Genomic DNA, 23,107 nt, shown 5'->3' with positions numbered 1-23,107 from the left:
AGAAAAGGGCAAATAAAAACTATGGTTGATTCACTTAAAAAACCAGCAGAATTTGAAGAAATGCGCCCAGGGGTGAAAGTACCTGCAAAGGAAACCCTGCTGACGCCACGATTTTATACAACAGATTTCGATGAGATGGCGCGGATGGATCTTTCGGTGAATGAAGAGGAACTCCAAGCGCTTTTAGAAGAGTTTCGCACCGACTACAATCGCCATCACTTCGTCCGAGACGCGGAGTTTGAGCAATCTTGGGAGCATATTGACGGTGAAACTCGCCGCTTATTCGTCGAATTTTTAGAGCGTTCTTGCACCGCTGAGTTTTCCGGCTTTCTGTTGTACAAAGAACTTAGCCGTCGTCTCAAAGACAAAAATCCTCTGCTTGCAGAATCGTTCGCCTTGATGTCGCGCGATGAAGCACGTCATGCAGGTTTCTTAAACAAAGCGCTATCAGACTTTAATTTGTCGCTCGATTTGGGCTTTTTAACGAAGAGTCGTAAGTATACGTTCTTCAAACCGAAGTTTATTTTCTACGCAACGTATCTCTCCGAGAAAATTGGTTACTGGCGGTACATCACAATCTATCGCCATCTAGCTGCACATCCAGAAAACCGCATCTATCCAATCTTCCGCTTCTTTGAAAACTGGTGTCAAGACGAAAACCGTCATGGCGATTTCTTTGATGCACTAATGCGATCGCAACCACAGATTTTGAATGATTGGAAAGCGCGGTTATGGTGTCGCTTCTTCTTGCTGTCGGTGTTTGCGACGATGTATCTCAACGACATCCAACGTGCAGGATTTTATCAATCGATTGGTTTAAATGCTCGAGATTACGATATCTACGTCATTGAGAAAACCAACGAAACCGCAGGGCGCGTCTTCCCAATTATTTTAAACGTCGCACATCCAGATTTTTATCGCCGACTTGATGTTTGTATTAAGAATAATGAGAAGCTAAGTGCGATCGTCAATTCCAACACGCCCAAGTTCTTACAATTTTTCCAAAAACTACCGCTATACGTTGCAAATGGTTGGCAATTCTTATGTTTATATCTGATTAAGCCAATTGATGCAGCGACACAACACGGCGCGGTGCGTTAAAATTTCTAAGTTTTGCTCCGCTGCGGTGGTTCTGCAAAGCGCAGAGCCACTTTTTTTATGAACAGTTACAGACGCCAAGAAATGCGCGATCGCTTACTAATTATTTTTAGCTTTCTTTTCTACCTGCAAATATTTTCGACTTCCGCCCGCAGCCAACCACAGCCTTCTTCTATCCCTCGTGCATCTGATTTAGATTTAAGTCCAGACATTGAAGATAGCCCAGTTTTGCAACGCTGGCGCGAGCAAGTACCAAACATTTTAGAAGAAATCACGCGCGATCCTAGCTTTCGCACGCGCCTACGATTAGGCTATTCTTTGTTTCTCTCGGCACAAGCCGCAGGAATCACTCTTGGAGTTGAAGATGTTTTTATTGGTAGCACTCGTTTCACCGTAAGTGGCGAATATTACACGGCTTTTGATAGCGATCGTACAAGTTATGGTGGAGAACTGCGTTACTATTTGCGTCCCCTAGGTAGCTACATCAATGTTGCACCACTCATAGGATATCGTCATCTAGAAACCGACGCCTATTCACTTGATGGAGTTAATCTTGGTGCGCGACTTCTTTTAGCTTTTTCGCGCGATGGTGCAGCTGATATTTCACTTTCTCAAAGTTGGGTGGCTTTAGGTACAGATACAGAAGTCGGATTAACAACGTTATCTATAAGTTACGCTATTACACAAAGCTTACGTGTTTCTACTGGTATTCAACAGCAAAATTCCCGTCAAAGTAAAGATAGCCGCGTCGGAATTATTTTAGAGTGGATGCCGTAATTGGAGGAGTCAGGGATCAGAGGTCGGGGATCAGGGTTCTACCTCTCACTTCTTTCGACCATAATGTGCTTTTACCATAGCTGCTAACACTGCGGGATCGAGTAGTGGATCTGCGGTTTGCTGACGCCAGTTAAGAAGTTCATCAAGCAAAAGATTCTGTATATTTTGATACTCTAATTTGCCGGCTAGGTTATTAAACTCGTGTGGATCGTTTTGCAGGCGGAACTTCTGTAGATTTATAAGGGTGCTGAGGATAGTTATCAAATTGAGCCTCAAAAGGCGTATGAGGATCATTATAGCTAATCCTTAAAAAAAAGGCTGTTCGCGTTGTTGCGCGAAAAACTCGCTGGCGCGTTGTGCTACTCATTGAACATCACGCGTATTAAGTGCTTTTGGTAATACATTGACATCAAAAGGAAATGAAGTTTCTGGGTAGACGTGTAGCTTGCCAATAATTCCTGTACAATATCCTTGGGCTTTGAGCAGTTGTGGAAGAGTCACCACGCTAGGAGCCATAGAGTAGCCGCTATTGCTATACGGTAGCCCAATTTGCCCTAGTTCATTTGATATATCACCTGTTTGATGCGGATAAAGCCCTGTAAACAAGCTACTGCGTGAGGGGCTACACGAAGTTTGCGTAACATAACTATTCAGAAACAGAATACCTTCACTCGCCAGACGATCAATATGAGGTGTTCGTGCTACTTTATCGCCATAACAACTCAATGTTTGTCCAAGATCGTCAGCTGTAATTAATAGAATATTCGGTCGAGAAGTCGAGAAGTTGAATGTCCTACTTGTAAGAAAGTCAATTCACTCAAAGTAGTCGCTACACAATAATTTAGAAAACTTCGGCGGGAGATTTTAGTGAGGATTTTAGCTTGCTGCATAAACTAAGTTCGTTTTTTAACGAAGACTTATTATTGAGCAATTTACGGATTTCATTAATTAGGATGTGCCACTACCTATAGCAGTCTCGTTGGGGTAGTTAGGACATTGAAGGTATAACTTAACTTTTACTGTAGTTAATACGACTTTAATCGAGTTCAGTATATCAATAGAAAAGAACTGATTCGTACTCAGAAGTTCGGGAAACCGTACCTCCGATTTTGTTGCGATCGCACTCGCTGTTCGCTAGATTAGCACTCAGAAGTTGAGAGTGCTAAAGGCAGAAAATTTTGTATGGCAGCAGTATCTCTAAGTGTTTCTACAGTAAAACCCTTAGCTGACCGTGTTTTTGTTAAAGTCAGCGCATCAGAAGAAAAAACAGCAGGTGGATTATATTTACCTGACACCGCAAAAGAAAAGCCACAAGTTGGAGAAGTTGTTGCTATTGGTCCTGGTAGACGCGGCGATGACGGTTCGCGCCAGGAAATGGAAATTAAAGTTGGCGACAAAGTACTTTACTCCAAGTATGCAGGTACAGACATCAAACTAGGTACCGAAGAGTATGTGCTGTTGTCTGAAAAAGACATCCTTGCAGTAGTTAGCTAATACCAATCACTTATTACTCACCAATTACCAAAATCATAGATAACTATGGCAAAGCGCATTATCTACAACGAAAACGCTCGTCGTGCCCTCGAAAAAGGCATGGACATTCTAGCTGAATCTGTTGCTGTCACCCTAGGTCCAAAAGGACGCAACGTAGTGCTAGAGAAGAAGTTTGGTGCCCCACAGATTGTTAACGACGGCGTAACAATTGCGAAAGAAATCGAATTAGAAGACCACGTCGAAAATACTGGAGTTTCGCTGATTCGGCAAGCTGCTTCTAAAACAAACGACGCTGCAGGTGACGGGACAACAACAGCGACCGTTTTAGCTCATGCAATGGTTAAAGAAGGCTTACGCAACGTTGCAGCCGGTGCAAATGCGATCTCTCTCAAACGTGGTATTGACAAAGCAACTAACTTTTTAGTAAGCAAAATCGCTGAACACGCACGTCCAGTAGAAGACTCTAAAGCGATCGCGCAAGTTGGTTCGATCAGTGCTGGTAACGATGAAGAAGTCGGTCAAATGATTGCCGATGCAATGGATAAAGTCGGTAAAGAAGGCGTTATTTCCCTCGAGGAAGGGAAGTCGATGACGACTGAACTTGAAATCACTGAAGGCATGCGCTTTGATAAAGGCTACATCTCGCCTTACTTTGCTACCGATCCTGAGCGGATGGAAGCAGTATTTGATGAACCTTACCTGTTGCTCACCGATAAAAAGATTACTTTGGTACAAGATTTAGTACCAGTACTAGAGCAAGTTGCACGTTCCGGTCGTCCACTAATCATCATCGCCGAAGATATTGAGAAAGAAGCGTTGGCGACTCTAGTAGTCAACCGCTTGCGTGGTGTATTAAATGTAGCTGCGGTTAAGGCTCCTGGCTTTGGCGATCGCCGCAAGTCGATGCTGGAAGACATTGCAGTTCTCACAGGTGGTCAAGTTATTACTGAAGACGCTGGTTTGAAACTAGAAAACACCAAGCTGGAAATGCTCGGTAAAGCTCGCCGTGTGACAATTACCAAAGACAACACCACAATCGTTGCGGAAGGTAACGAGCAAGCTGTTAAGGCTCGTTGCGAGCAAATTCGCCGTCAAATGGAAGAAACCGAGTCTTCCTACGACAAAGAGAAACTACAAGAGCGTTTAGCTAAACTTGCTGGTGGAGTTGCGGTTGTAAAAGTTGGTGCAGCTACCGAAACCGAAATGAAGGATCGCAAGCTGCGCCTTGAAGACGCGATCAACGCGACAAAGGCTGCTGTAGAAGAAGGTATTGTTCCTGGTGGTGGGACAACTCTAGCGCACTTGTCTCCTGACTTGGAGTCTTGGGCTAGTGGCAGTCTCAAGGATGAAGAGTTGATTGGTGCAATGATCGTTTCTCGCGCTTTGGCTGCACCATTAAAGCGGATTGCGGAAAACGCTGGTCAAAACGGTGCTGTGATTGCTGAACGTGTTAAAGAAAAAGACTTCAATGTTGGCTTCAACGCTGCAACAAATGAGTTTGTTGATATGTTCGAAGCTGGTATCGTTGACCCTGCTAAAGTAACTCGTTCGGCACTACAAAATGCTGCATCGATCGCAGGTATGGTATTGACGACTGAATGTATTGTAGTTGATAAGCCAGAACCAAAGGATAATGCTGCTGCTGGCGCTGGTGCTGGTATGGGTGGCGGAGATTTTGACTACTAATTGGTCAGTTATGGGCAGGTAATTCTGCCCTTTTATAGCAGCTGCTTCCAGGTGGAGGTGGCTGTTTTTTTTAACGAACCTTATTAGGCACAGAGAACGCAGAGGAAGAGTAAAGAGAGCGCTGAATCTATTGACATATATTCTCAAAAATTTGATAATCACTAAAAGCTATTAGTTGAGAAAAATGGCGATCGCACTCTCGGATACAAGCTGGGATGAACTATGGCAAGAGAGTCGGGATCGTGCTTATCGTGCTGACGCAACAGACGAATGTGATTGGATTGTTGAGTATCCACCGCAATTGGCGCAAGGATGTAAGCGCGACATTTATTTACGCAATGGTATTACTTTAACGCTGCACAATTATCGATTTCATGATGATTTGACAGTTATTAGCACGCAACCTGAAGCGACAGGCGAACCTTATCGAGAATTGGAGTTTGTTTTCAATCTTTCCTCAACAAACAGATATTGGCAGGGTGATTATGTCACTAGCGGACAACATTACATAGTTGCGCACGATTGCTTAGAAAGTTTTTACTGTCAGGAATTTGCTAAGGAACCAAAACTGGCGGTTGATATTCATCTCGAACCTGCGGTATTTAAGTCTATTGTGGGCAATTTCTCAGACATTTTGACTCCTGACTTGCGACGGATGATCGACAGCGATGATTGTTATCCTGTATCTCCATTCCGCACAATTACACCTGCAATGCAACTTGCTTTAACGCAAATACTCAATTGTTCGTATCAGGGAGTGCTCAAGCAAATGTATCTTGAGAGCAAGTCTGTTGAACTGTTGGTACCATTTCTCAGCCAAGCACAAAGTGATTCTGAAATCGCATCAAAAATCCAATTGCAGCCGGATGATGTTGACCGCATTCATGAAGCCAAGAAGATTCTGATTCAACAAATTGACGATCCACCAACGTTACTTACTTTAGCACGTCAGGTAGGACTGAACGATCGCAAACTCAAGCAAGGATTTCGTCAAGTTTTCAACACAACTGTTTTTGGTTACTTACATCAATATCGCATGGAAAAGGCACGGCAACTGTTGCTAGAGCAGTGGTCTATTAGTGCGATCGCAACCGCAGTTGGTTATGCAAGTCCCACAGCTTTCAACGCCGCTTTTCGTCGTAAATTTGGCACAAGTCCAAAAGCTTATCAATTAGCAAATCGTCATATTTAATATTATTGGTAATTGGTAATTGTTTTATCTGACCGCTCACCCCTCAGAAAAAAGTCCGCCATAAAGAGAAAAAAGTCCTTCTTGAAGAGAAAACAACTGCCCAAACCGCGTATTCTCTCAATCATCTTCCTGAGAAGACTTAGCAATTGTTGATTCTTGGCAAGCAATACAGCTAAGCCGAGGTTTGGTGTGTGGATATGAGAAGACAACAGCAGTTAATTTTAGCAGTGGTCATCGCACTTGTGACACAACCTGCATGGGCAGAAGATTCGCCGTTGCGTCGTGATGAGATGGTGCAACCTGCGACAACAATTGAGGAATGGCATAATCGCATAGCACAAGCTGTAGTCCAAATTACAGCAGTACAACTGAATCCTACCGATGCCGGAATTGAAGTCATCTTAGACGCAAATGGTCAACTAGTAACACCTGTAACGCGCGTTGTTGACAATGCACTTTGCAGATATTCCGAATGCGGTATTGACATTACCCAATGGTGAATTTCAAGCGGTAGATCCCACACAAGGAATTGCATCAGTTAGCGTCACTAATCTACCAGGTGAAAATGTGCGAGTCACCGTTACTGGATTTGATGCACCTCCAACCGCACAGGTAAGCGCTGTTGCTCAAGGATTGGTATTGAGCATTGCACCACAATTAGCCGAATCTGAAGATGAGACGATTGAAATTGTCGTAACAGGAGAACAAGACGGGTATCGTGTACCAGAGACAGCAACTGGAACAAGAACCGATACCCCAACTCGTGATATTCCTTTTTCAATTCAAATTGTTCCGCAGCAAGTGTTGAGAGAGCAACAAGTGCAGCGTGTCAGCGAGGCGCTAAGAAATGTTGCTGGCGTACAAGCTGACCAATCACCTCGCTCTGCATTCGAGGCTCCTCGAATTCGGGGTTTTGGCGGCTTTGATAGTTTCAACACTGTTAGGAATGGTCTACAGGCTGGAGCTGCATTTACTCAGATTGGAGTAGGAAACATTGAGCGCATTGAAGTCCTTAAAGGACCTGCGGCGGCGTTGTTTAGTCAAGGTGGACCTGGTGGAACGGTTAATATTGTTACTAAGCAACCTCTAAGTACGCCTTTCTATAACATAGAAGCCAGTGTCGGCAGTTTTGAGACTTACAGTGGCTTGATAGATTTATCGGGTTTTTTTGATCAAGCAAATAACGTTCTCTATCGCTTCAATGCTTACGGATATCGAACCGATACGTTTGTTGATTTCTTTGATATCAAGCGATACGGATTTGCCCCAGTTGTTTCGCTACGTCTTGACGATGATACTGATTTGACTTTAGAAGCTGAGTATAACTATTTCGAGCAGCCTAATGATCGCGGTTTACCAGCAAAAGGAACTGTTCTACCCAATCCTAACGGCGAACTGCCGATTAATCGCTTTTTAGGCGAACCATCAATTGATTTCGTCAGCAGTCGTTCTACAAGGCTAGGGTTTAACTTAGAACATCGCCTGGATGAGAACTGGCAAATTCGTAACAATTTTCGCGTTTCGTTCGACAGACAGCCGCAAAATTCAGTTTTTCCTGACACTCTTTTAGAAGACAACCGCACTTTAACACGTAGATTGATTGTCGCCGAGCAACAAGATACAAATACGTATATTTTGAACGCAGACGTTGTTGGCAACTTTAACACAGGAAATATTAGCCATCAGCTATTAATTGGATTCGACTTGTATACATTAAACAATACAGTTCGTAGCCTAGAACGTAGCCTTAGCCCCATCGATATTTTTAATCCCGTCTATAGCTCTAACAACGTCAGAGAAATCATAGCAGAGTTTCCAACTTCATCAACCAACACGGATCAATATGGTGTTTATATTCAAGATCAGATTAGGCTACTAGATAACCTAAAATTCTTACTGGGTGGACGCTTTGACTGGGTTGAGCAAAGAACAAAAGAAGAAGGTGAACTCACTGGTTCGCAAAGTGATGACGCTTTTAGTCCCCGCGTCGGAATTGTCTATCAACCGATTGAACCGATTTCACTTTATGCTAGTTACAGCCGTTCATTCAAGCAAGTTACAGGTACAGGGTTAGATAATAGGCTGTTTGAACCGGAACGCGGTACTCAATACGAATTTGGTGTAAAAGCTGATTTAAGCGATCGCCTCGCGGCAACCTTAGCATATTTCAATATTACTCGTGCGAACGTCCTTACTGAAGACCCCAACGATCCTAATTTCTCGATTCAAACCGGAGAACAACAAAGCCAAGGAATCGAGTTAGACGTGACTGGTGAAATCTTACCAGGATGGAACATCATTGCAGGTTATGCCTATACCAATGCAGAAATTACTGAGGACAATACTTATGAAGTTGGTAATCAAATCAATAACGTCCCCAATCATGCCTTTAATATTTGGACAACATACGAAATTCAGCAAGGTTCGCTACAAGGATTAGGCTTTGGACTAGGACTATTTTACGTTGGCGAACGTGAGGGAGATTTGGACAACTCGTTTAGTTTACCGAGTTATTTCCGCACTGATGCTGCAATCTTCTATAATCGAGGACAGTTCCGCGTCGCCCTCAACGTTAGAAACCTGTTCGACATTCGTTATTTTGAAACGGCTGAAAGCGATTTGCGTGTCTTTCCTGGCGAACCGTTGACGTTACTGGGTTCAGTTTCTTGGCAATTTTAATCGTGTTTTATATGTTGCTAAGATTCTATGAAACATCAGTATTATTATCAACGTTTTGTCTTAATTCTGTTATTCCTTTTACTTTCTGCGTGTTTTCCTCAAAATAACGCTAACACGGCAAAAGTACGCTCAACAATTTCAGAATGTCAAGTCATTAAACATTTGTTGGGTGAAGCTTGTGTTCCTACGAATCCGCAACGAATCATTGTACTCGATACCAATCCTCTTGATGCTGTTTTAGCACTCGGAGTTAAACCTATTGCTTCTCCTTTGGAGTATCTTTCGCTTCCTGAAGCACAAACAAAAGGAATTGAAAATATTGGTGGTGATACGCAACCCAATCTTGAAAAAATTGCACTTCTAAAACCAGATTTGATTTTAGGTACTCAGTGGGACAAAGAAATTTATCCGCAGTTGTCACAAATTGCACCAACTATTATTGCTAGAGCCGAAGATCCCCAATGGAAGGAAGATTTAAAACTTTACGCTCAAGCTTTGAATAAAACGCAACAAGCTGAGCAACTAATCGAAAATTATGAACAGCGCGTACAAGAGTTTCAACGTCGCATGGGAAATCGTCTCACACAAACTGAAGTATCAATTACGACATCTTATAACTATAATGCGGGTCAGCCAGCAGCTATTTACCTCAAAGATTCTTTTATGGGTGCAGTCATTGCAGAAACAGGCTTACAACGACCAAACGCACAACGCCACGCTGGTTTTTCACAAATGATTTCGCTGGAAATGCTCAAGTTGCTTGATGCTGATGTGATGTTTGTGGTTAATCCTGACTCTGAATCATCAACTTTGTCAAAGTTACAGCAGCATCCGTTGTGGTCAAAGTTAGATGTCGTTCAACGCGGCAAAGTTTACACCGTAGACTATAACATTTGGGTTGCACAGCGCAACATTGGTGGTGCTAATCGAATTTTGGACGATTTGTTTGAGTGTTTAGTTGAGGAGAACGATTAATGTAAATAGTAGTGAAATTATGACAGTGGATGAGTTGATGCGATCGTCTATTTTCACTGCAACATTAGTCCGTTAGTGCGATCACCAAGAGTTGTTCAATACACCTCATCGTGGCTACCGATATCGAACAGCAGAATTTCTTCTTCATCTGACTCTGGATTCACGACAAAACTAAACACAATGCGACAATCGTACTCTACTGAACACGCCCAAGCTCCAGCCAACTTACCTTTGAGCTTATGGGTTTGCAATAGCGGATTAAACGGATTAGCTGCACAGAAGCACTAAACGCTCTTCAATTCGAGTTTGCAAGTTTGGTTTTCGTCGTATCAATCGCTTAAATTCCCGTTTAAATGACGATGAAAAAAACAACGTTTTCATTGGTGTAGTTCATCCAAAATCTCATCTACAGTTTCACGAAACACATTACCTGTTCGATATTCTTCCTGGGCTTGAGCAATGTTAGCAGCAATTTCATTTCGCCGTCGCTCTGCTAGTTGATGACGAATTACATCAATTAGTACCTCTTGTTCATTAACGGACAGTGTTTCAATATTCTCCAAAACCTACTCAAACTTGGATTTTACCATAACCCTATATTTGAACCCGCAATGCTTCCTGGAGGAATACTCGCACCGTATTTGGGAAATATCTTTGGTACTAAACAAGGTAGTGGGATGGCGCTACAATTTGCGCTTTTCTCATTCGTTATCGTATTAATTTGTATAGCAAGCTACGCCGTTTCTGTATTGAGAAATATAGAAGATATTTTACCGGATTATGACGCGGTGGCTGAATAACATTGGTAATTAAAATAACTACTAGGCAAACATCCATAAAAGTAATTATAAAATCTCTTTAACAATCTTAATTTTTTCAGAAAGTCCCTCACTACCTCTATTCTTTGCATCCTTAGTGTTTGGAGTAGTTCGTATCAAAAATGCGATAAAATTATAAAAATAATGTGCTGCGTTCCTTATTATCAGTCATGAGCGAATCTAATTCGGATACTACACAACTATACACTTTAAATCCGCTAACACGCTTTTCTGATAAAGCAACAGATTATGCAAAATACCGTCCTAGCTACCCGTCTGAAGCTATTGACGTTATTTTCAAAGGATTAGATACATCGCAAGCGTTAGTGGCAGATATTGGCGCGGGAACAGGTATTTCCGCGCGGTTACTAGCCCAACGAGGAGTACAAGTAATTGCAATTGAACCGAATGCTGCAATGCGACAAATGGCGGAACTCCATCAATTAGTAGAATTTCGTGAAGGAACCGCTGAAAGCACTAATCTACCAAATAATTCAGTTAATTTAGTCACTTGTTTTCAAGCGTTTCATTGGTTTAACCCTGAGTCAAGTTTACAAGAATTTCATCGCATTTTAAAACCATCAGGACGATTAGCGCTAGTATGGAATGACCGCGATCACCAAGATACATTTACTGCGGAATATAGCCGTTTAGTACGTGAAGCTTCTAATAATCATCCTGCTGAATCACGTCTTAAATCGGTAGAACCGTTGTTTGCAAATCCGTATTTTGTTAACATCCAAGAGGACAAGTTCGCCTATAAGCAAGAATTAGATTTGCCTGGATTAATTGGTCGGGCTTTGAGTGTTTCTTATATACCTAATGAAGAATTAGCAAAGCAGCAACTAATTGCAAACCTACAACAATTGTATTATCTTAGTTGTAATGATCAAGGAATAGTTTATATGAGTTATTGCACCAGTGTATATTTGGCTTCAGCAAATCAATAAGTTGAAGGGAGAATTGATATAAGCTGTTATTTATAGATAACAATCAGTAAACCTAAAAAATCATTAACTCAGCGGGTGATCGCTTGAACGTTTGATACAATAACAACAATTGCGATCGCACTTTTAGCTATCATCATGCTCAAACGCAAGTGGAGCGGGAATTAGGCGGATGTAAGCAGATTGAGCAAATTATTCCAGGAAGTATTGTGATCGTTCCAGCAGATATATCGCATCAATCGCGCTGGAATCAAGAAAGCGAAGTGACTTTGCTCATGCTTGAGCCTAGTTATTTTTCCCAAATTGCTTGTGAGATGGATTGCGATCGCGTCGAACTTGTGAGACACTTTACTAAATCCGATCCGCATTGGATTGGCGCTGAAAACTCAGTTGGAAACCAATGCAACAAACAATCGCTTGTATATTGAATCGGCGGTAGCATTACTATCGGCTCATTTATTGCAGTATTACACTAGTCGAAACATCAAACTGCACAACAATACATAAGGTTTATCACAACGCAAGTTAATTGCATTAGCTTGATGAAATTCATGTTTGCATTGCTGTTGAGCGAAGTTGCGATCTTGCGATCGCAACTTCATTCATAATATCGAGTCGTGCTGACGCTACACCCGTCGTCATGACGCAAACTGTTAACGTTTATCATCCCGACTCCGAAAAAACTTTCGCGGTGAACAACGATTTATTTACATTCAAGCCTTACTTGATAATTGCTACTGGGTAATCTGGGTTTGTAGGATTTGGAATTAACCGCTGATTTTTGCAATCTGGTAGTAAATCTAATAGTTCTAGTACAACCTGACCAATGAGAACCTCATCTCCTACAACTAATGCTTCTAGCGAAGTTCGCCGCCCTTCGCAAACAATCGTTACAGGTTAGGTGACTCCAATAGGTTCCTCAAACCCGTTTGCACATCTGGCAATCTGTTGACCTAAAATTCGCAAGCCTAGTTGCTCAGCAATCTGTGGAGGAATAACTAAAGTTAATGCGCCTGTGTCTACAAGCGCTTGAGTTTCACACTCACGGAGAAGATGCGGCGCAAGCAGCCCCCGACTTACCAACGCCTGATCGATAACATTAATCAACTTGACATTTGTGCGAACTGCTCCCATTTGTTCCGGTTCCATATATTAGCCCTCCATCGCGAACTAATCTGAAGAGAGACATCCCGAAGATATGAAGATATATTGACGAGCTTTTACCTTAATTTCCTTAGCCCGAACTCAGGTCTTATTTGATACACTAATATGTTTTTCATCGCTTGCTAATATTTCCATTAGTGCTTTTAAAAGCTCGTTTTGTTCTTGTTGAATTGCTTCTAATCTATTAGAAATTTCTACAATTTGTTGATGTTTATCTTTAATAACTATACTACTTGTTTGCTGTAAAGCCAACTGTTCAGCAGCTTGGTTATGTGGTAATTTATTTAAGGCTAATTTTCCTAAATTACCCAACGAATTAGCAAAGAAGATGAAGGCATTTCGAAGTATGCTTAACGGAGCTTGTAATAAAGTTGTTGCGATTTCATCAATAAGACGACCGATTGCTTTAATTAAACTCCAAGTGATCGCAATAACAAATAAGCCAAGGATGAAGCTAATAATTGGATGTTCGGTTGCCCAGATCAGAATTTGTACTAAGTGTAAAATTGCTGGATGATCTTGTAACCAATTGCTTATAGAAGATGCGATCGCACTTTGAATATCAACGGCTTTAACAGCTTTTCCTGTAGTTTCGGTTAATGTATCTTTTGCTTGCTGCGTAGTTGTTTGTAAACGCTCAATAGCTTTGAATAAAACATCTTTTACTTGGTCAATATTGTGATATACTTTTTGCTGTAGTTCATTGTCCGCTTGTGTTGTCATAGTAAAAGCACCTGAAAAGTAGAAGTATTAAATTTTGGAACTGGGTAATGGCACAGCCCTTAGCGTTTCTTCTGTTAGCATTTAGCAGACAAATAAAAGCCAATAGCTAATCACTATTTAATAACCAATTACCATTTGTAGCTATATTATTACTTAGTTTAGTTGTTGAAATTGAACGCGCAATCCATCTTGAGGGCGGCTGGTAGGAAATCGAATGTCTGCTAAATTTTGATGGGGTAACAGTTTCCATTCATAGTTACGCAGTAGATGTGCTGCAATAACTTTCATTTCCATTTTGGCAAACGCGATTCCGACACAAATTCGCGGTCCACCACCAAAACCAATTAAACTGTAGGAACGCTGTTTATGTTCTTGGCGTTGCGGACTAAAACGGTCAGGCTCAAAATGCTGTGGTTCGGGGTAAATTTCTGGTAGTTGGTGGGTAAGTTGAATTGAATACGATACCATCCATCCTGCTGGTACGTAATAGCCATGAAACTCAAACGGCTTGATGACCCCGCGAAAGCCACCTGCAACGGGAGGATGCAACCTTTCAACTTCAGCTAAAACTTGGTCAAGATAAGGCATTTTCCCTAATTGTTCTAGTGAAAATCTCTCTTGGGCTAACTCAAATTGCTCATTTCTTGCCCGTTGCAAAACTTCTGGATGAAGCGCTAGTTCCAAACATAACCACGTTAGCATTGCGGTAGTTGTTTCATGACCAGCAAAAAGCAGTAGCATAGCTTGCGCAACCAGTTCGCGATCGCTCATTTTGTTACCATCTTCATCACGCGCTTGTACGAGTAAACTCAGCGCATCTTTCGTCGGGTTTTGCTGGCGTTCTTTGACAACTTGAGCGAGGTGCTGCAAAATTAGGTTACGCGCGGCGATCGCTTTGCCTAATTTTGTTCCTGGTAAAGGTAGCGGATTAATCGTAAATAAGCCATTTGTGAGTGTGGTAAAGAACTGACTCAACCGCGCGGCTTCTGCACCTGTATTTGTTCCTAATAACAGTTGACTAGCTATATCAAACGTCAGCTGTTTAAACTCCTCATACCAAACAAATTTGCCTTTTAGTTGCCATTTTTGGAGATATTGTTGCGTCAGTGTCTCCATTGCACCAAAATAACTTTCTAGTGCAGTACCATGCATTGCAGGCATAATGAGACGGCGATTTTTGCGATGTTCCTCACCGTCTTGTACAAACAGCGATTCTCCGAGTAAAAGTTTAAAATTATCGGGCCATCCCTCCCGCCAAGAGAAATGATCCATATGGCTAGAAAGAACAAATTCTACAGCCTCTGGACCAATCATAAATACAGCGGGTCTACCGATAATCTGCGTCCGAAAAATCGGACCATACTGGCGATAGCGCTTTTCGATAAAATGCGGATCGAAGCGAAATGACAGCGATTCTCCGATTACAGGTAAACCCGTTTGACCAGGAGGAAGGCGATAATGACTCATTGGTAAGTGAGTAGGTGAAAATAAACTTCATTTGAAAGTTGATCGTTGGTAACTGGTAATTGGTCATTGGCAAGAATACTTATTAAGAATTACCCTTTACCTATTACCCATTATCCGACCTCCACAATTGTGGTATTTAATTGTGCCCACCTACTTAGTTATAATTCCAAATCAGTGACAGCACCGACACTGCTAGAAGAAACTAACTTGGCATATTTTGCTAGAACACCTTTGGTGTAACGCGGTGATGGAGGTTGCCAATTTTGCCGACGTAAGGCTAACTCTGCATCGGATACGTGCAGTTGTAACAAACGCTGCGGCGCATCAATTGTAATTGTGTCACCTTCTTGTACAAGTGCGATCGCACCTCCTACTGCTGCTTCTGGCGCAACGTGACCGACGACCATACCATAAGTACCGCCCGAAAATCGTCCATCGGTGATTAATCCTACCGAGTCACCCAAACCTGCACCGATAATGGCACTTGTGGGCGCTAACATTTCGCGCATTCCAGGACCACCTTTAGGACCCTCGTAGCGAATGACAATCACATCGCCAGCAACGATTTTGCCTGCTAAAATCGCCTCTAAACACGCTTCTTCTGATTCGAAGACACGCGCCGGACCTGTAATTACGGGCTTTTTCACACCTGTAATTTTAGCAACTGCGCCTTCTGCGGCTAAATTCCCGCGTAAAACTGCCAAGTGTCCTTGCTGATATATTGGTTTATCCCAGGGGTGAATCACAAATTGATCGCGACGTGGTTCAGCGGGAACATCGGCTAAAACTTCCGCAACGGTTTTTCCTGTTATTGTGAGTGCGTCGCCATGCAGTAAATCGTGGACGAGTAGCATTTTCATCACTTGGGGAATTCCACCCGCACGATGCAAATCTGTCGCGACAAATTGTCCACTTGGTTTTAAGTCACAAAGTACCGGAACGCGGGCGCGAATCGTTTCAAAGTCATCTAATGTTAACTCTACACCAGCCGTATGCGCGATCGCGAGTAAATGTAATACAGCATTCGTCGACCCCCCCACCGCCATAATGACCGAAATCGCGTTTTCAAACGCTTTGCGCGTGAGAATTTGTCGAGGTAATAGCTGGTTACGAATAGCTTCTACTAATACAAATGCGGATTTTTCGGTACTATCGGCTTTTTCTGCATCTTCGGCTGCCATTGTCGAAGAATAGGGTAAACTCATTCCCATTGCTTCAAACGCAGAGGACATTGTATTAGCAGTATACATTCCTCCGCAGGAACCTGCACCAGGACACGCTTTGCGCTCGACTTCTAATAATTCTTCGTAAGGAATTTTACCTGCGCTATATTCTCCGACAGCTTCAAACGCGCTGACAACCGTTAAATCGCGTCCGTTGTGATGACCAGGCTTAATGGTACCACCATAGACAAAAATTGCGGGAATATTCATGCGGGCGATCGCAATCATTGCTCCTGGCATATTTTTATCACAACCACCGATCGCGAGTACCCCATCCATACTTTGTCCGGTACACACGGTTTCAATTGAATCTGCAATGACTTCGCGCGACACTAAGGAATATTTCATTCCCTCGGTTCCCATCGAGATACCATCGCTGATTGTGATTGTACCGAATATTTGCGGCATCGCTCCTGCGGCACGGATTCCAGCTTCAGCACGTTGCGCAAGTTGATTAATTCCCATATTGCAGGGAGTGATCGTGCTATAACTATTCGCAATTCCAACAATTGCTTTGAGAAAATCGTTATCTCCAAACCCCACTGCGCGCAGCATTGCACGATTAGGCGATCGCTGTACGCCTTGGGTAACAACGTGGCTTTTAAAATTGTCCGGCATCTTCTGATTCCTGATGAGACGCAATGAAAATTGTAGCTACCACTAAGGGCGAATTACACTACGAATGAATTTTTAAGTTACTTTCTAGTCTCGGTATATGTTAGCTACTATTTCTTGATTGTCTCAAATTTCGCAACGCTTGGTAATAGGTAATTGTATTATCTAACCTCTCACCCCTCACTCCTCACCCCTACTCATGAACTGTACCATCTGGCATTATCGTCCCTTGTAATTTTGCGCCAGTCAGCGATGCACCCCAAAGGCTTGCACCACTCAAGTCTGCGCCACTCAAGTCTGCCATTTTTAGGTCTGTCATTTTTAATTCTGCATCACTGAGGTTAGCACCTTTAAGGTTTGCCGCAAATAAATTTGCTCCATTCAAGATAGCACCACTCAAGTTTGCTGCGCTTAAGTTTGCCTTACTTAAGGAAGCTTCTCTAAAATTAGTACCTACTAAGTCGGCTTGACTGAGATCAGCTTCACTCAGCGACGCTTCACGCAACGAAGCACCACTGAGGTTAATTTTCGCTAAGCTAGCACCAATCAAATTAATCGCTTTAAAATCTCGTTCTCCAGCGATGTACTTTGCGATTAACTCAGAAGCATCCATAGTACCCTCTTGACTGCGATCGCCTATATTAGTTTGCAACAAACAAAAAATCCAATAAGTAAAAATGAGTACAAGTACGATACCTGTTCTCTTAATCACCAACCAGTAACTACTATGCACATCACAAAATGTCTCCACGCAGCACTTCTAGTCACCGACTTGCAACGCGCCGAAAATTTTTATAGCAATATCCTGGGCTTATCTAAATCTGAAATGCGATCGCTCAATTTCCCTGGTACGTGGTATCAAATCGGCGACTTTCAACTCCACCTCATCGTCGTCCCAACAGTTCCTTCACAAATTCAAAACGCCGAAAAATGGGGACGCAACTCACATATTTCCTTTGCAGTAGACGACTTAGAAACTGCGAAACAACGCCTCATCGCCCACAACTACCCGATTCAAACTAGCGCCTTTGGTAGACCCGCACTTTTCACCAAAGATCCCGACAACAACATCATCGAACTCTCTCAAGTCTAAACCTCTGCGCCCTCTGCGTCACGGACACTTGCTTCAAGTCAGCAAAGCCGCCCAACGCAGTGTCCTCCTCTGTGGTTCGTTCAATGAAAATCATCGCCTACACCTACAGCGATCCTCTCCTCGAATCTCCACCCGATCCCACTATCTGGGGTTGGGAAATCGACTCTATCTATCAAGATTTTGGCAAACGCACGCAACTGCAACAACTGATCAAAGACTGCCAAACCGAAGGCGCATATCTCCTTATTCGTAGAATCGAAGAACTTGGCGACTCAGTACAAGAAGTCAGCGATCGCATCACGCAACTCCAAGCACTAGACATCAAAATCATCACTACTGAACAAACCAACACTAGCGATATCCAAGCTAACTTAATTCAATTGCTGCAAGTGATGCAACGCGAACAACGTAGTCGCCGCATTCGCCAGGGACACGCGCGCAATCGAATCAGCGCCCAACCCCCACCAGGAAAAGCCCCATACGGTTATCGTCGCGGTAAAGATAAATATGCACTAGATCGCAGTGCTTCCCCCGTCGTTAAGGATTTTTTTGAACACTTTCTGCTTTACGGTTCCTTACGCGGTGCAGTACGCCATTTAGCACAAAAATACAACAAAAAAATTTCTGTGACTACTGGGCGACGTTGGTTAACAAATCCTGTCTATCGCGGCGATACCGCGTATCAAAACGGTGATGTTGTTGCTAATACGCACGTACCAATTATTTCTAGAGAAGAAGCTGCGCAGGTAGATCGATTATTACGTCGCAATCGACGTTTACCACCACGTACCGCGAGTGCGCCGCGTAGTCTTGCAGGTTTAGTTGTCTGTCAAGAATGTCAATCGCCGATGACAGTCGTGCGCGTTACAACCCACCAAAAAAAGAGTGAATACCTTTACTTACGTCCTACACTTTGCCCAAAACGTCCAAAATGTGGGGCGATCGCGTATGCTCAGGTTTTAGAAAATACAATCAACTCGATTTGTCAAGATCTACCGCGTGCAGTTGCAGGAATGAACTTTCCACAGTTAGATGCAGTTAAGGAGTCTTTGAATAGTGCGATCACATCCAAACAAGAAATCCTTGCTCAACTACCCAACTTAACTACTACAGGAATTTTAGATCTCGAAACGGCGCAACTGAGAGGTTACAAACTTCGCACTGAGATATCAGAATTACAAGCTCAATTATCTACATTACCACCAGTCAATTTACGTTCTGTTGCGCAAGCTGTTTCCATTGCGCAATTTTGGTTAGATCTATCCGAAGCCGAACGCCGCTTTTATTTCCGCGAATTTATTCAACAAATTCAGTTAATCCGTGAAGATGAGAAATGGCATCTGCAAGTGATTTTTGTTTTTTAATCTGACAAACGTGCTATCTAGTGCAGCTTAATAGTTTGCAATCTATTGCAACAATCTCCTAATCTACTTTAAACTATTGACTAAACTTCAGACTGTACGCGCCACAAATTAGCATAGATACCATTGAGTGCTAATAGTTCCTCATGTGTACCTTGTTCGACAACTTCACCTTTATCCATGACATAAATATAATCGCTGTGACGAATTGTGGAAAGACGATGTGCGATCGCAATTATTGTTCGATTTTGCGTAATCACGAATAAAGATTTTTGAATTGCTGCTTCGGTTTCATTATCCACCGCAGATGTCGCTTCATCCAAAACTAGAATTGGTGGATCTTTGAGAATTGCACGGGCAATTGCTAATCGCTGTCGTTGTCCACCCGAAAGTTTTTGACCGCGTTCGCCAACGATGGTATCGTATCCTTGCGGTAGTTGCACAATAAATTCGTGCGCCTCTGCTAACTTGGCAGCGTGAATAATATCCTCATGATGAGCATCAAAGTTACCGTAGGCAATATTTTCGGCAACTGTACCGTGAAATAGAAACACATCCTGACTTACCCAACCAATACAGCGCCGTAAATCCCTCAGTCGCAACTCCCGAATATCGATACCATCAATCAAGATTTGTCCTGCTTGGATTTCATAAAAGCGTAGTAGCAGTTTGACCAGCGTACTTTTACCCGAACCTGTTGCACCAACGATGCCAATATTTGCTCCAGCGGGAATATGCAATGATAGATTTTTGAGCACATGAGTGCGATCTTTGTAGGCAAACGTAATATTGTCAAGCCGCACTTCACCGCGTACCGCTTTTAAAGGTAGCGGATGACTACCTGTAGGAATTGCAATCGGAGTATCTAACAACCGCATCACGCGTCGGATCGAAGCCATTGCGCGTTGATACTCGTCCATCAGTTGGCTTAAGGACGCAAAAGGCCATAGTAGTAGTTGAACAATAAATACTAAAAAGCCGTAAGTTCCTACTGTTAAATTACCATTCGCCACAGCAACACCGCCAAAAAACAGCGTGGCGATGAAACCTAAGACAACGATCAAGCGAATCAAGGGGAAAAAAGCCGCACTCAGTGCGATCGCTTTTTGGTTACTGCGACGATAAGCTTCACTTTCATCCATGACGCGCGATCGCTCATATGGTTCAGCGGTAAAGCTTTTAATCGTTGCAATTCCTGAGAGGTTATTAGTTAAACGGCTACTGATCAAACTTGCTTTTTCGCGGACATCAGCATAGCGCGGCGCAAGTCGATTTTGAAATGCTAATGAACCCCAGAATATAAAAGGAATCGGTACAATCGCAAACGGCGCAACACTTGGAGCAATAATAGCAAACGAGCCGCCAACAGCGAGAACTGTCGTAATAAAATGGATAACTTCGGCAGCTCCCGAATTGAGAAACTGTTCTAATTGATTGATATCATCGTTCAAAATTGATAAAAGTGTTCCGGTAGAGCGTTCCTCAAAGAAATTCAGTTCGAGTTCTTGCAAATGCGTATAAGCATCAAGGCGTAATTTATGCTGGATCGTTTGGGCTAAGGTGCGCCATAGGCGATCATATAAAAATTCAAAGAGTGATTCTAAACTCCAAATTAACAGCGTTAAGAGTGATAGCACCCCCAGTTGTCCCACAATGTTGGTGACACCCAAGCGAGAAATCAGCGAGTTTTCTCGTTCTACCACGACATCAACTGCTACCCCAATTAAGTACGATGGTGCTAAGTCACAAAGCCTGTTGAGGATTGTACAGGCGATCGCACTCCACACTTGAGTTCTGTAGCCTTTAGCGTAGCGCAATAACCTTAGTAGTGGGTGTTTACCAACTGAGAAAGAATGCATAATACTATTTATTTTTGTACTTAATTGCTGATAGTTAGAAGCTAAGAGTCCTTATTTATTCGCCAATTTTTGTATTATTAAATCCTTTGTCATTAACACGCTGAATCATCTTAATAGTTTTTGAGACATTCAGTCTATCCAAAAACGGCAAATTTTTATCCTATTTTTATTTGTTTCGAGGCACATAGCGCGAGAAACAAAAACGTCTGTCTTGAAAACTTAGCAATTCTTTTGGGAACGCAGTAACGAAGGATGCTTTTATGGCTGTAGACTGACAGTTTCCGCCTTGTTAAATCAAGAAGCTTTTAAGTATGGGGATTCCCTGACCTCTCTTAATATCTCTACAAGTAATTCAGTCAGCAAATTTGATTGCTATATTCTAGGTAAAATACATATCTTATTTACCTTTTGGCAAGTAGTTAAACAAAGTCATCAAATATATTATTAGCTCCTAATATGCCTACTCCACTCCAAGTTTCATGACTGACAACATAGGCTCGATTATTTTTGACAGCTTTCAAGCTTCTAAACACAGGATGCTGGAAATAATAGCCTGGCGATCTTTTGACAAGATTTACGATAAATAAGATGTCAGCATCGTACTTATTAAGTGTTTCGATGCTGATGATTGGCTCTAGATCTCTGTCACGAGACAAGAATTTATATCGCCGCCGGTTATGTTCTAGACTGGTGGATCAAGTTTAGATGTCTAAGCCAAATTCATAGCGATTGATGAATTAGACCAATGACCACATCATGTAACCAAATGGACTTGGACAAGCAAATCGTTTTTCGAGCTAACCGCTTAATCCGAGTTGGCAAGGTGAGATGTTTGCGTTCGATGGGACGATCTTTTTTTAATGCTTCAATCACAGTTGTGGGACTAATCTTCAGCACACGGGCAGTATCTCGGATACCACTGCCGTTAACAGCCATGTCTGCAATCTGCTGTTTAACATCTGGCAAGTAGCCGCGATAAACATCGTCTCGCATGAAGGTACTGCGATTACACTCACGGGTGCGACACTTGTAGCGTTAATTCGCCACAGTTCGACCAGAGTATTCGCGATCTAAAAACTGATTTAATTGCTGCGCTAATAATTCGAGAACTCGACTTTCTAGATACATCCACTTCATCATTCCCTAAAACGGCAGATTAAGAATTTGCTGCAACACCCTAAACATTGCTGGCGTGATTTCTCCAACAGGATAATGAAACCTAGGTGGAGAACTTTTATTAATTAATGCTTGCAAAGGAGTGGGTAACAATTCAAAACCTTGGCTGAATGTTTTGAACACATCAATATCGATATAAATAGATACGATAAGTAAATCTTCTTCAGCTAAAACTTGATGAATTTCGTGTAAATTTGGTAGATAAAATAAGTAACTTTTTTCTATTCCCTCAATATAATCATCAGAATTTTCTTTAATTTCTGGGCTGATTGTTCGATAAGTTCCAGAAATATGGAATTTAGAGATCAAAGGATAGGGTACCTCGTCCTGAGGACTCACATAATTTAAGTCAGCATGGTGTATATGTTTTCCTATTGTCATATCTAGACCTGGGGTAGCTCAAGACGATGAACTAAGTCTGTAGAGAATTGATTTTCGCATTGCTCGATTTCATCAAAAACATCATAATTTAACAACAGCTTGTCATTTGTTTTAATACTTTCTTCACGCACTTGCCAATATTCTTCTACTGATAAGATATTTATCACTAAATGACACCTATTTGTATTAACAAGAAGATTGTAGTATTGCTTACAAGATAATTCAAGTAGTGGCTTTAAGTTGAGCGCGCGTTGAGCATGATGAGACGATTATCTAAGATATGTACCTGCGATCGCATTTGTGTCTTATTTTGAGTAACCATTACCTTTAATGAAGATGATTGCGTCTAGAAAATTCTTTGTGTATGTTTAAGCTACAG

The 23,107-nt window shown here is 42.3% G+C and carries 25 protein-coding genes and 1 pseudogene; 13 read left to right on the top strand and 13 right to left on the bottom strand.

Annotated features, from left to right (window positions below):
- The first annotated feature begins 21 nt into the window (after positions 1-21).
- Together acsF and NIES1031_RS20170 are read left to right on the top strand one after the other, a co-directional pair.
- The gene (acsF, locus tag NIES1031_RS20175) at positions 22-1,101 is read left to right on the top strand and encodes a magnesium-protoporphyrin IX monomethyl ester (oxidative) cyclase (protein ID WP_073551255.1); all 1,080 of its coding nucleotides are present in this window, start codon (positions 22-24) and stop codon (positions 1,099-1,101) included.
- 57 nt (positions 1,102-1,158) lie between these two features.
- The gene (locus NIES1031_RS20170) at positions 1,159-1,875 is read left to right on the top strand and encodes a hypothetical protein (RefSeq protein WP_218596889.1); all 717 of its coding nucleotides are present in this window, start codon (positions 1,159-1,161) and stop codon (positions 1,873-1,875) included.
- A gap of 45 nt (positions 1,876-1,920) precedes the next feature.
- Here NIES1031_RS20170 and NIES1031_RS25160 read toward each other — a convergent pair whose 3' ends face one another.
- Both NIES1031_RS25160 and NIES1031_RS20160 read right to left on the bottom strand, forming a co-directional pair.
- Positions 1,921-2,139 (bottom strand): hypothetical protein, encoded by a 219-nt coding sequence (locus NIES1031_RS25160; protein ID WP_218596888.1) that lies wholly within the window; start codon positions 2,137-2,139, stop codon positions 1,921-1,923.
- A gap of 99 nt (positions 2,140-2,238) precedes the next feature.
- Positions 2,239-2,637 (bottom strand): sulfatase-like hydrolase/transferase, encoded by a 399-nt coding sequence (locus NIES1031_RS20160; protein WP_269086034.1) that lies wholly within the window; start codon positions 2,635-2,637, stop codon positions 2,239-2,241.
- A gap of 420 nt (positions 2,638-3,057) precedes the next feature.
- Between NIES1031_RS20160 and groES the strand changes: the two genes are divergently transcribed.
- The 6 genes from groES to NIES1031_RS20135 all read left to right on the top strand — a co-directional run bounded on the left by groES (position 3,058) and on the right by NIES1031_RS20135 (position 9,901).
- The gene (gene groES, locus NIES1031_RS20155; protein WP_073551252.1) at positions 3,058-3,369 is read left to right on the top strand and encodes a co-chaperone GroES; all 312 of its coding nucleotides are present in this window, start codon (positions 3,058-3,060) and stop codon (positions 3,367-3,369) included.
- A 45-nt stretch (positions 3,370-3,414) separates the two neighbouring features.
- Positions 3,415-5,055: a chaperonin GroEL gene (groL, locus tag NIES1031_RS20150; protein ID WP_073551251.1), complete on the top strand. Its 1,641-nt coding sequence runs from the start codon at positions 3,415-3,417 to the stop codon at positions 5,053-5,055.
- Positions 5,056-5,239: 184 nt separating this feature from the next.
- A complete protein-coding gene (locus tag NIES1031_RS20145) occupies positions 5,240-6,247 on the top strand; it encodes a helix-turn-helix transcriptional regulator (RefSeq protein ID WP_073551250.1) in 1,008 nt (335 codons plus the stop codon).
- A 191-nt stretch (positions 6,248-6,438) separates the two neighbouring features.
- Positions 6,439-6,747 (top strand): hypothetical protein, encoded by a 309-nt coding sequence (locus NIES1031_RS25830; RefSeq protein ID WP_236738924.1) that lies wholly within the window; start codon positions 6,439-6,441, stop codon positions 6,745-6,747.
- Positions 6,698-8,926: a TonB-dependent siderophore receptor gene (locus tag NIES1031_RS20140; RefSeq protein ID WP_236738923.1), complete on the top strand. Its 2,229-nt coding sequence runs from the start codon at positions 6,698-6,700 to the stop codon at positions 8,924-8,926. Before NIES1031_RS25830 ends, NIES1031_RS20140 begins: the two co-directional genes overlap by 50 nt.
- 27 nt (positions 8,927-8,953) lie before the next feature.
- Complete coding sequence (locus tag NIES1031_RS20135) at positions 8,954-9,901, top strand: iron-siderophore ABC transporter substrate-binding protein (protein WP_073551249.1); 948 nt, start codon at positions 8,954-8,956, stop codon at positions 9,899-9,901.
- Positions 9,902-9,996: 95 nt separating this feature from the next.
- On the opposite strand, the pseudogene NIES1031_RS20130 reads toward NIES1031_RS20135, so the two are convergent.
- Together NIES1031_RS20130 and NIES1031_RS20125 are read right to left on the bottom strand one after the other, a co-directional pair.
- A pseudogene (locus NIES1031_RS20130) lies at positions 9,997-10,282 on the bottom strand (type II toxin-antitoxin system RelE/ParE family toxin).
- On the bottom strand, positions 10,279-10,464 hold the full coding sequence (locus NIES1031_RS20125) for a hypothetical protein (RefSeq protein ID WP_218596887.1): 186 nt from the start codon (positions 10,462-10,464) through the stop codon (positions 10,279-10,281). Before NIES1031_RS20125 ends, NIES1031_RS20130 begins: the two are co-directional and overlap by 4 nt.
- Before the next feature lie 48 nt (positions 10,465-10,512).
- On the opposite strand from NIES1031_RS20125, the gene NIES1031_RS20120 reads away from it, so the two are divergent.
- The 3 genes from NIES1031_RS20120 to NIES1031_RS20110 all read left to right on the top strand — a co-directional run bounded on the left by NIES1031_RS20120 (position 10,513) and on the right by NIES1031_RS20110 (position 12,094).
- A complete protein-coding gene (locus NIES1031_RS20120) occupies positions 10,513-10,701 on the top strand; it encodes a hypothetical protein (RefSeq protein ID WP_073551248.1) in 189 nt (62 codons plus the stop codon).
- Between the two features lie 188 nt (positions 10,702-10,889).
- Positions 10,890-11,669, top strand: a complete 780-nt coding sequence (locus NIES1031_RS20115) for a class I SAM-dependent methyltransferase (RefSeq protein ID WP_073551247.1) — start codon at positions 10,890-10,892, stop codon at positions 11,667-11,669.
- A gap of 149 nt (positions 11,670-11,818) precedes the next feature.
- Positions 11,819-12,094 (top strand): hypothetical protein, encoded by a 276-nt coding sequence (locus NIES1031_RS20110; protein WP_073551246.1) that lies wholly within the window; start codon positions 11,819-11,821, stop codon positions 12,092-12,094.
- A gap of 469 nt (positions 12,095-12,563) precedes the next feature.
- On the opposite strand, the gene NIES1031_RS25155 is transcribed toward NIES1031_RS20110, so the two are convergent.
- From NIES1031_RS25155 to NIES1031_RS20085, 5 genes are all read right to left on the bottom strand, one after another.
- Complete coding sequence (locus NIES1031_RS25155; protein WP_218596886.1) at positions 12,564-12,815, bottom strand: aspartyl protease family protein; 252 nt, start codon at positions 12,813-12,815, stop codon at positions 12,564-12,566.
- Between the two features lie 96 nt (positions 12,816-12,911).
- Complete coding sequence (locus NIES1031_RS20100; RefSeq protein ID WP_073551245.1) at positions 12,912-13,553, bottom strand: hypothetical protein; 642 nt, start codon at positions 13,551-13,553, stop codon at positions 12,912-12,914.
- Positions 13,554-13,706: 153 nt separating this feature from the next.
- A complete protein-coding gene (locus NIES1031_RS20095; RefSeq protein ID WP_073551244.1) occupies positions 13,707-15,020 on the bottom strand; it encodes a cytochrome P450 in 1,314 nt (437 codons plus the stop codon).
- Positions 15,021-15,178: 158 nt separating this feature from the next.
- A complete protein-coding gene (gene ilvD, locus NIES1031_RS20090) occupies positions 15,179-16,861 on the bottom strand; it encodes a dihydroxy-acid dehydratase (protein ID WP_073551243.1) in 1,683 nt (560 codons plus the stop codon).
- A gap of 190 nt (positions 16,862-17,051) precedes the next feature.
- Complete coding sequence (locus NIES1031_RS20085) at positions 17,052-17,510, bottom strand: pentapeptide repeat-containing protein (RefSeq protein ID WP_236738922.1); 459 nt, start codon at positions 17,508-17,510, stop codon at positions 17,052-17,054.
- Between the two features lie 75 nt (positions 17,511-17,585).
- Between NIES1031_RS20085 and NIES1031_RS20080 the strand changes: the two genes are divergently transcribed.
- Positions 17,586-17,951: a VOC family protein gene (locus NIES1031_RS20080; RefSeq protein ID WP_073551242.1), complete on the top strand. Its 366-nt coding sequence runs from the start codon at positions 17,586-17,588 to the stop codon at positions 17,949-17,951.
- Between the two features lie 83 nt (positions 17,952-18,034).
- Positions 18,035-19,315: a recombinase family protein gene (locus NIES1031_RS20075; protein WP_073551241.1), complete on the top strand. Its 1,281-nt coding sequence runs from the start codon at positions 18,035-18,037 to the stop codon at positions 19,313-19,315.
- Positions 19,316-19,395: 80 nt separating this feature from the next.
- Here NIES1031_RS20075 and NIES1031_RS20070 read toward each other — a convergent pair whose 3' ends face one another.
- The 4 genes from NIES1031_RS20070 to NIES1031_RS20060 form a co-directional block, all read right to left on the bottom strand.
- Positions 19,396-21,171 (bottom strand): ABC transporter ATP-binding protein, encoded by a 1,776-nt coding sequence (locus NIES1031_RS20070; protein WP_073551240.1) that lies wholly within the window; start codon positions 21,169-21,171, stop codon positions 19,396-19,398.
- A 419-nt stretch (positions 21,172-21,590) separates the two neighbouring features.
- A complete protein-coding gene (locus tag NIES1031_RS24000) occupies positions 21,591-21,827 on the bottom strand; it encodes a TroA family protein (protein ID WP_143167834.1) in 237 nt (78 codons plus the stop codon).
- A 64-nt stretch (positions 21,828-21,891) separates the two neighbouring features.
- Positions 21,892-22,164 (bottom strand): IS1 family transposase, encoded by a 273-nt coding sequence (locus NIES1031_RS20065; RefSeq protein ID WP_218596885.1) that lies wholly within the window; start codon positions 22,162-22,164, stop codon positions 21,892-21,894.
- Between the two features lie 150 nt (positions 22,165-22,314).
- Positions 22,315-22,728 (bottom strand): hypothetical protein, encoded by a 414-nt coding sequence (locus tag NIES1031_RS20060; RefSeq protein ID WP_073551239.1) that lies wholly within the window; start codon positions 22,726-22,728, stop codon positions 22,315-22,317.
- Between the last annotated feature and the right edge of the window lie 379 nt (positions 22,729-23,107).

Source organism: Chroogloeocystis siderophila 5.2 s.c.1 (assembly GCF_001904655.1).
In the GTDB taxonomy this organism is placed as follows: Bacteria; Cyanobacteriota; Cyanobacteriia; order Cyanobacteriales; family Chroococcidiopsidaceae; genus Chroogloeocystis; species Chroogloeocystis siderophila.
The sequence above is the reverse complement of the archived record's forward strand: the minus strand, read 5'-3'. Positions and strand labels throughout refer to the sequence as shown.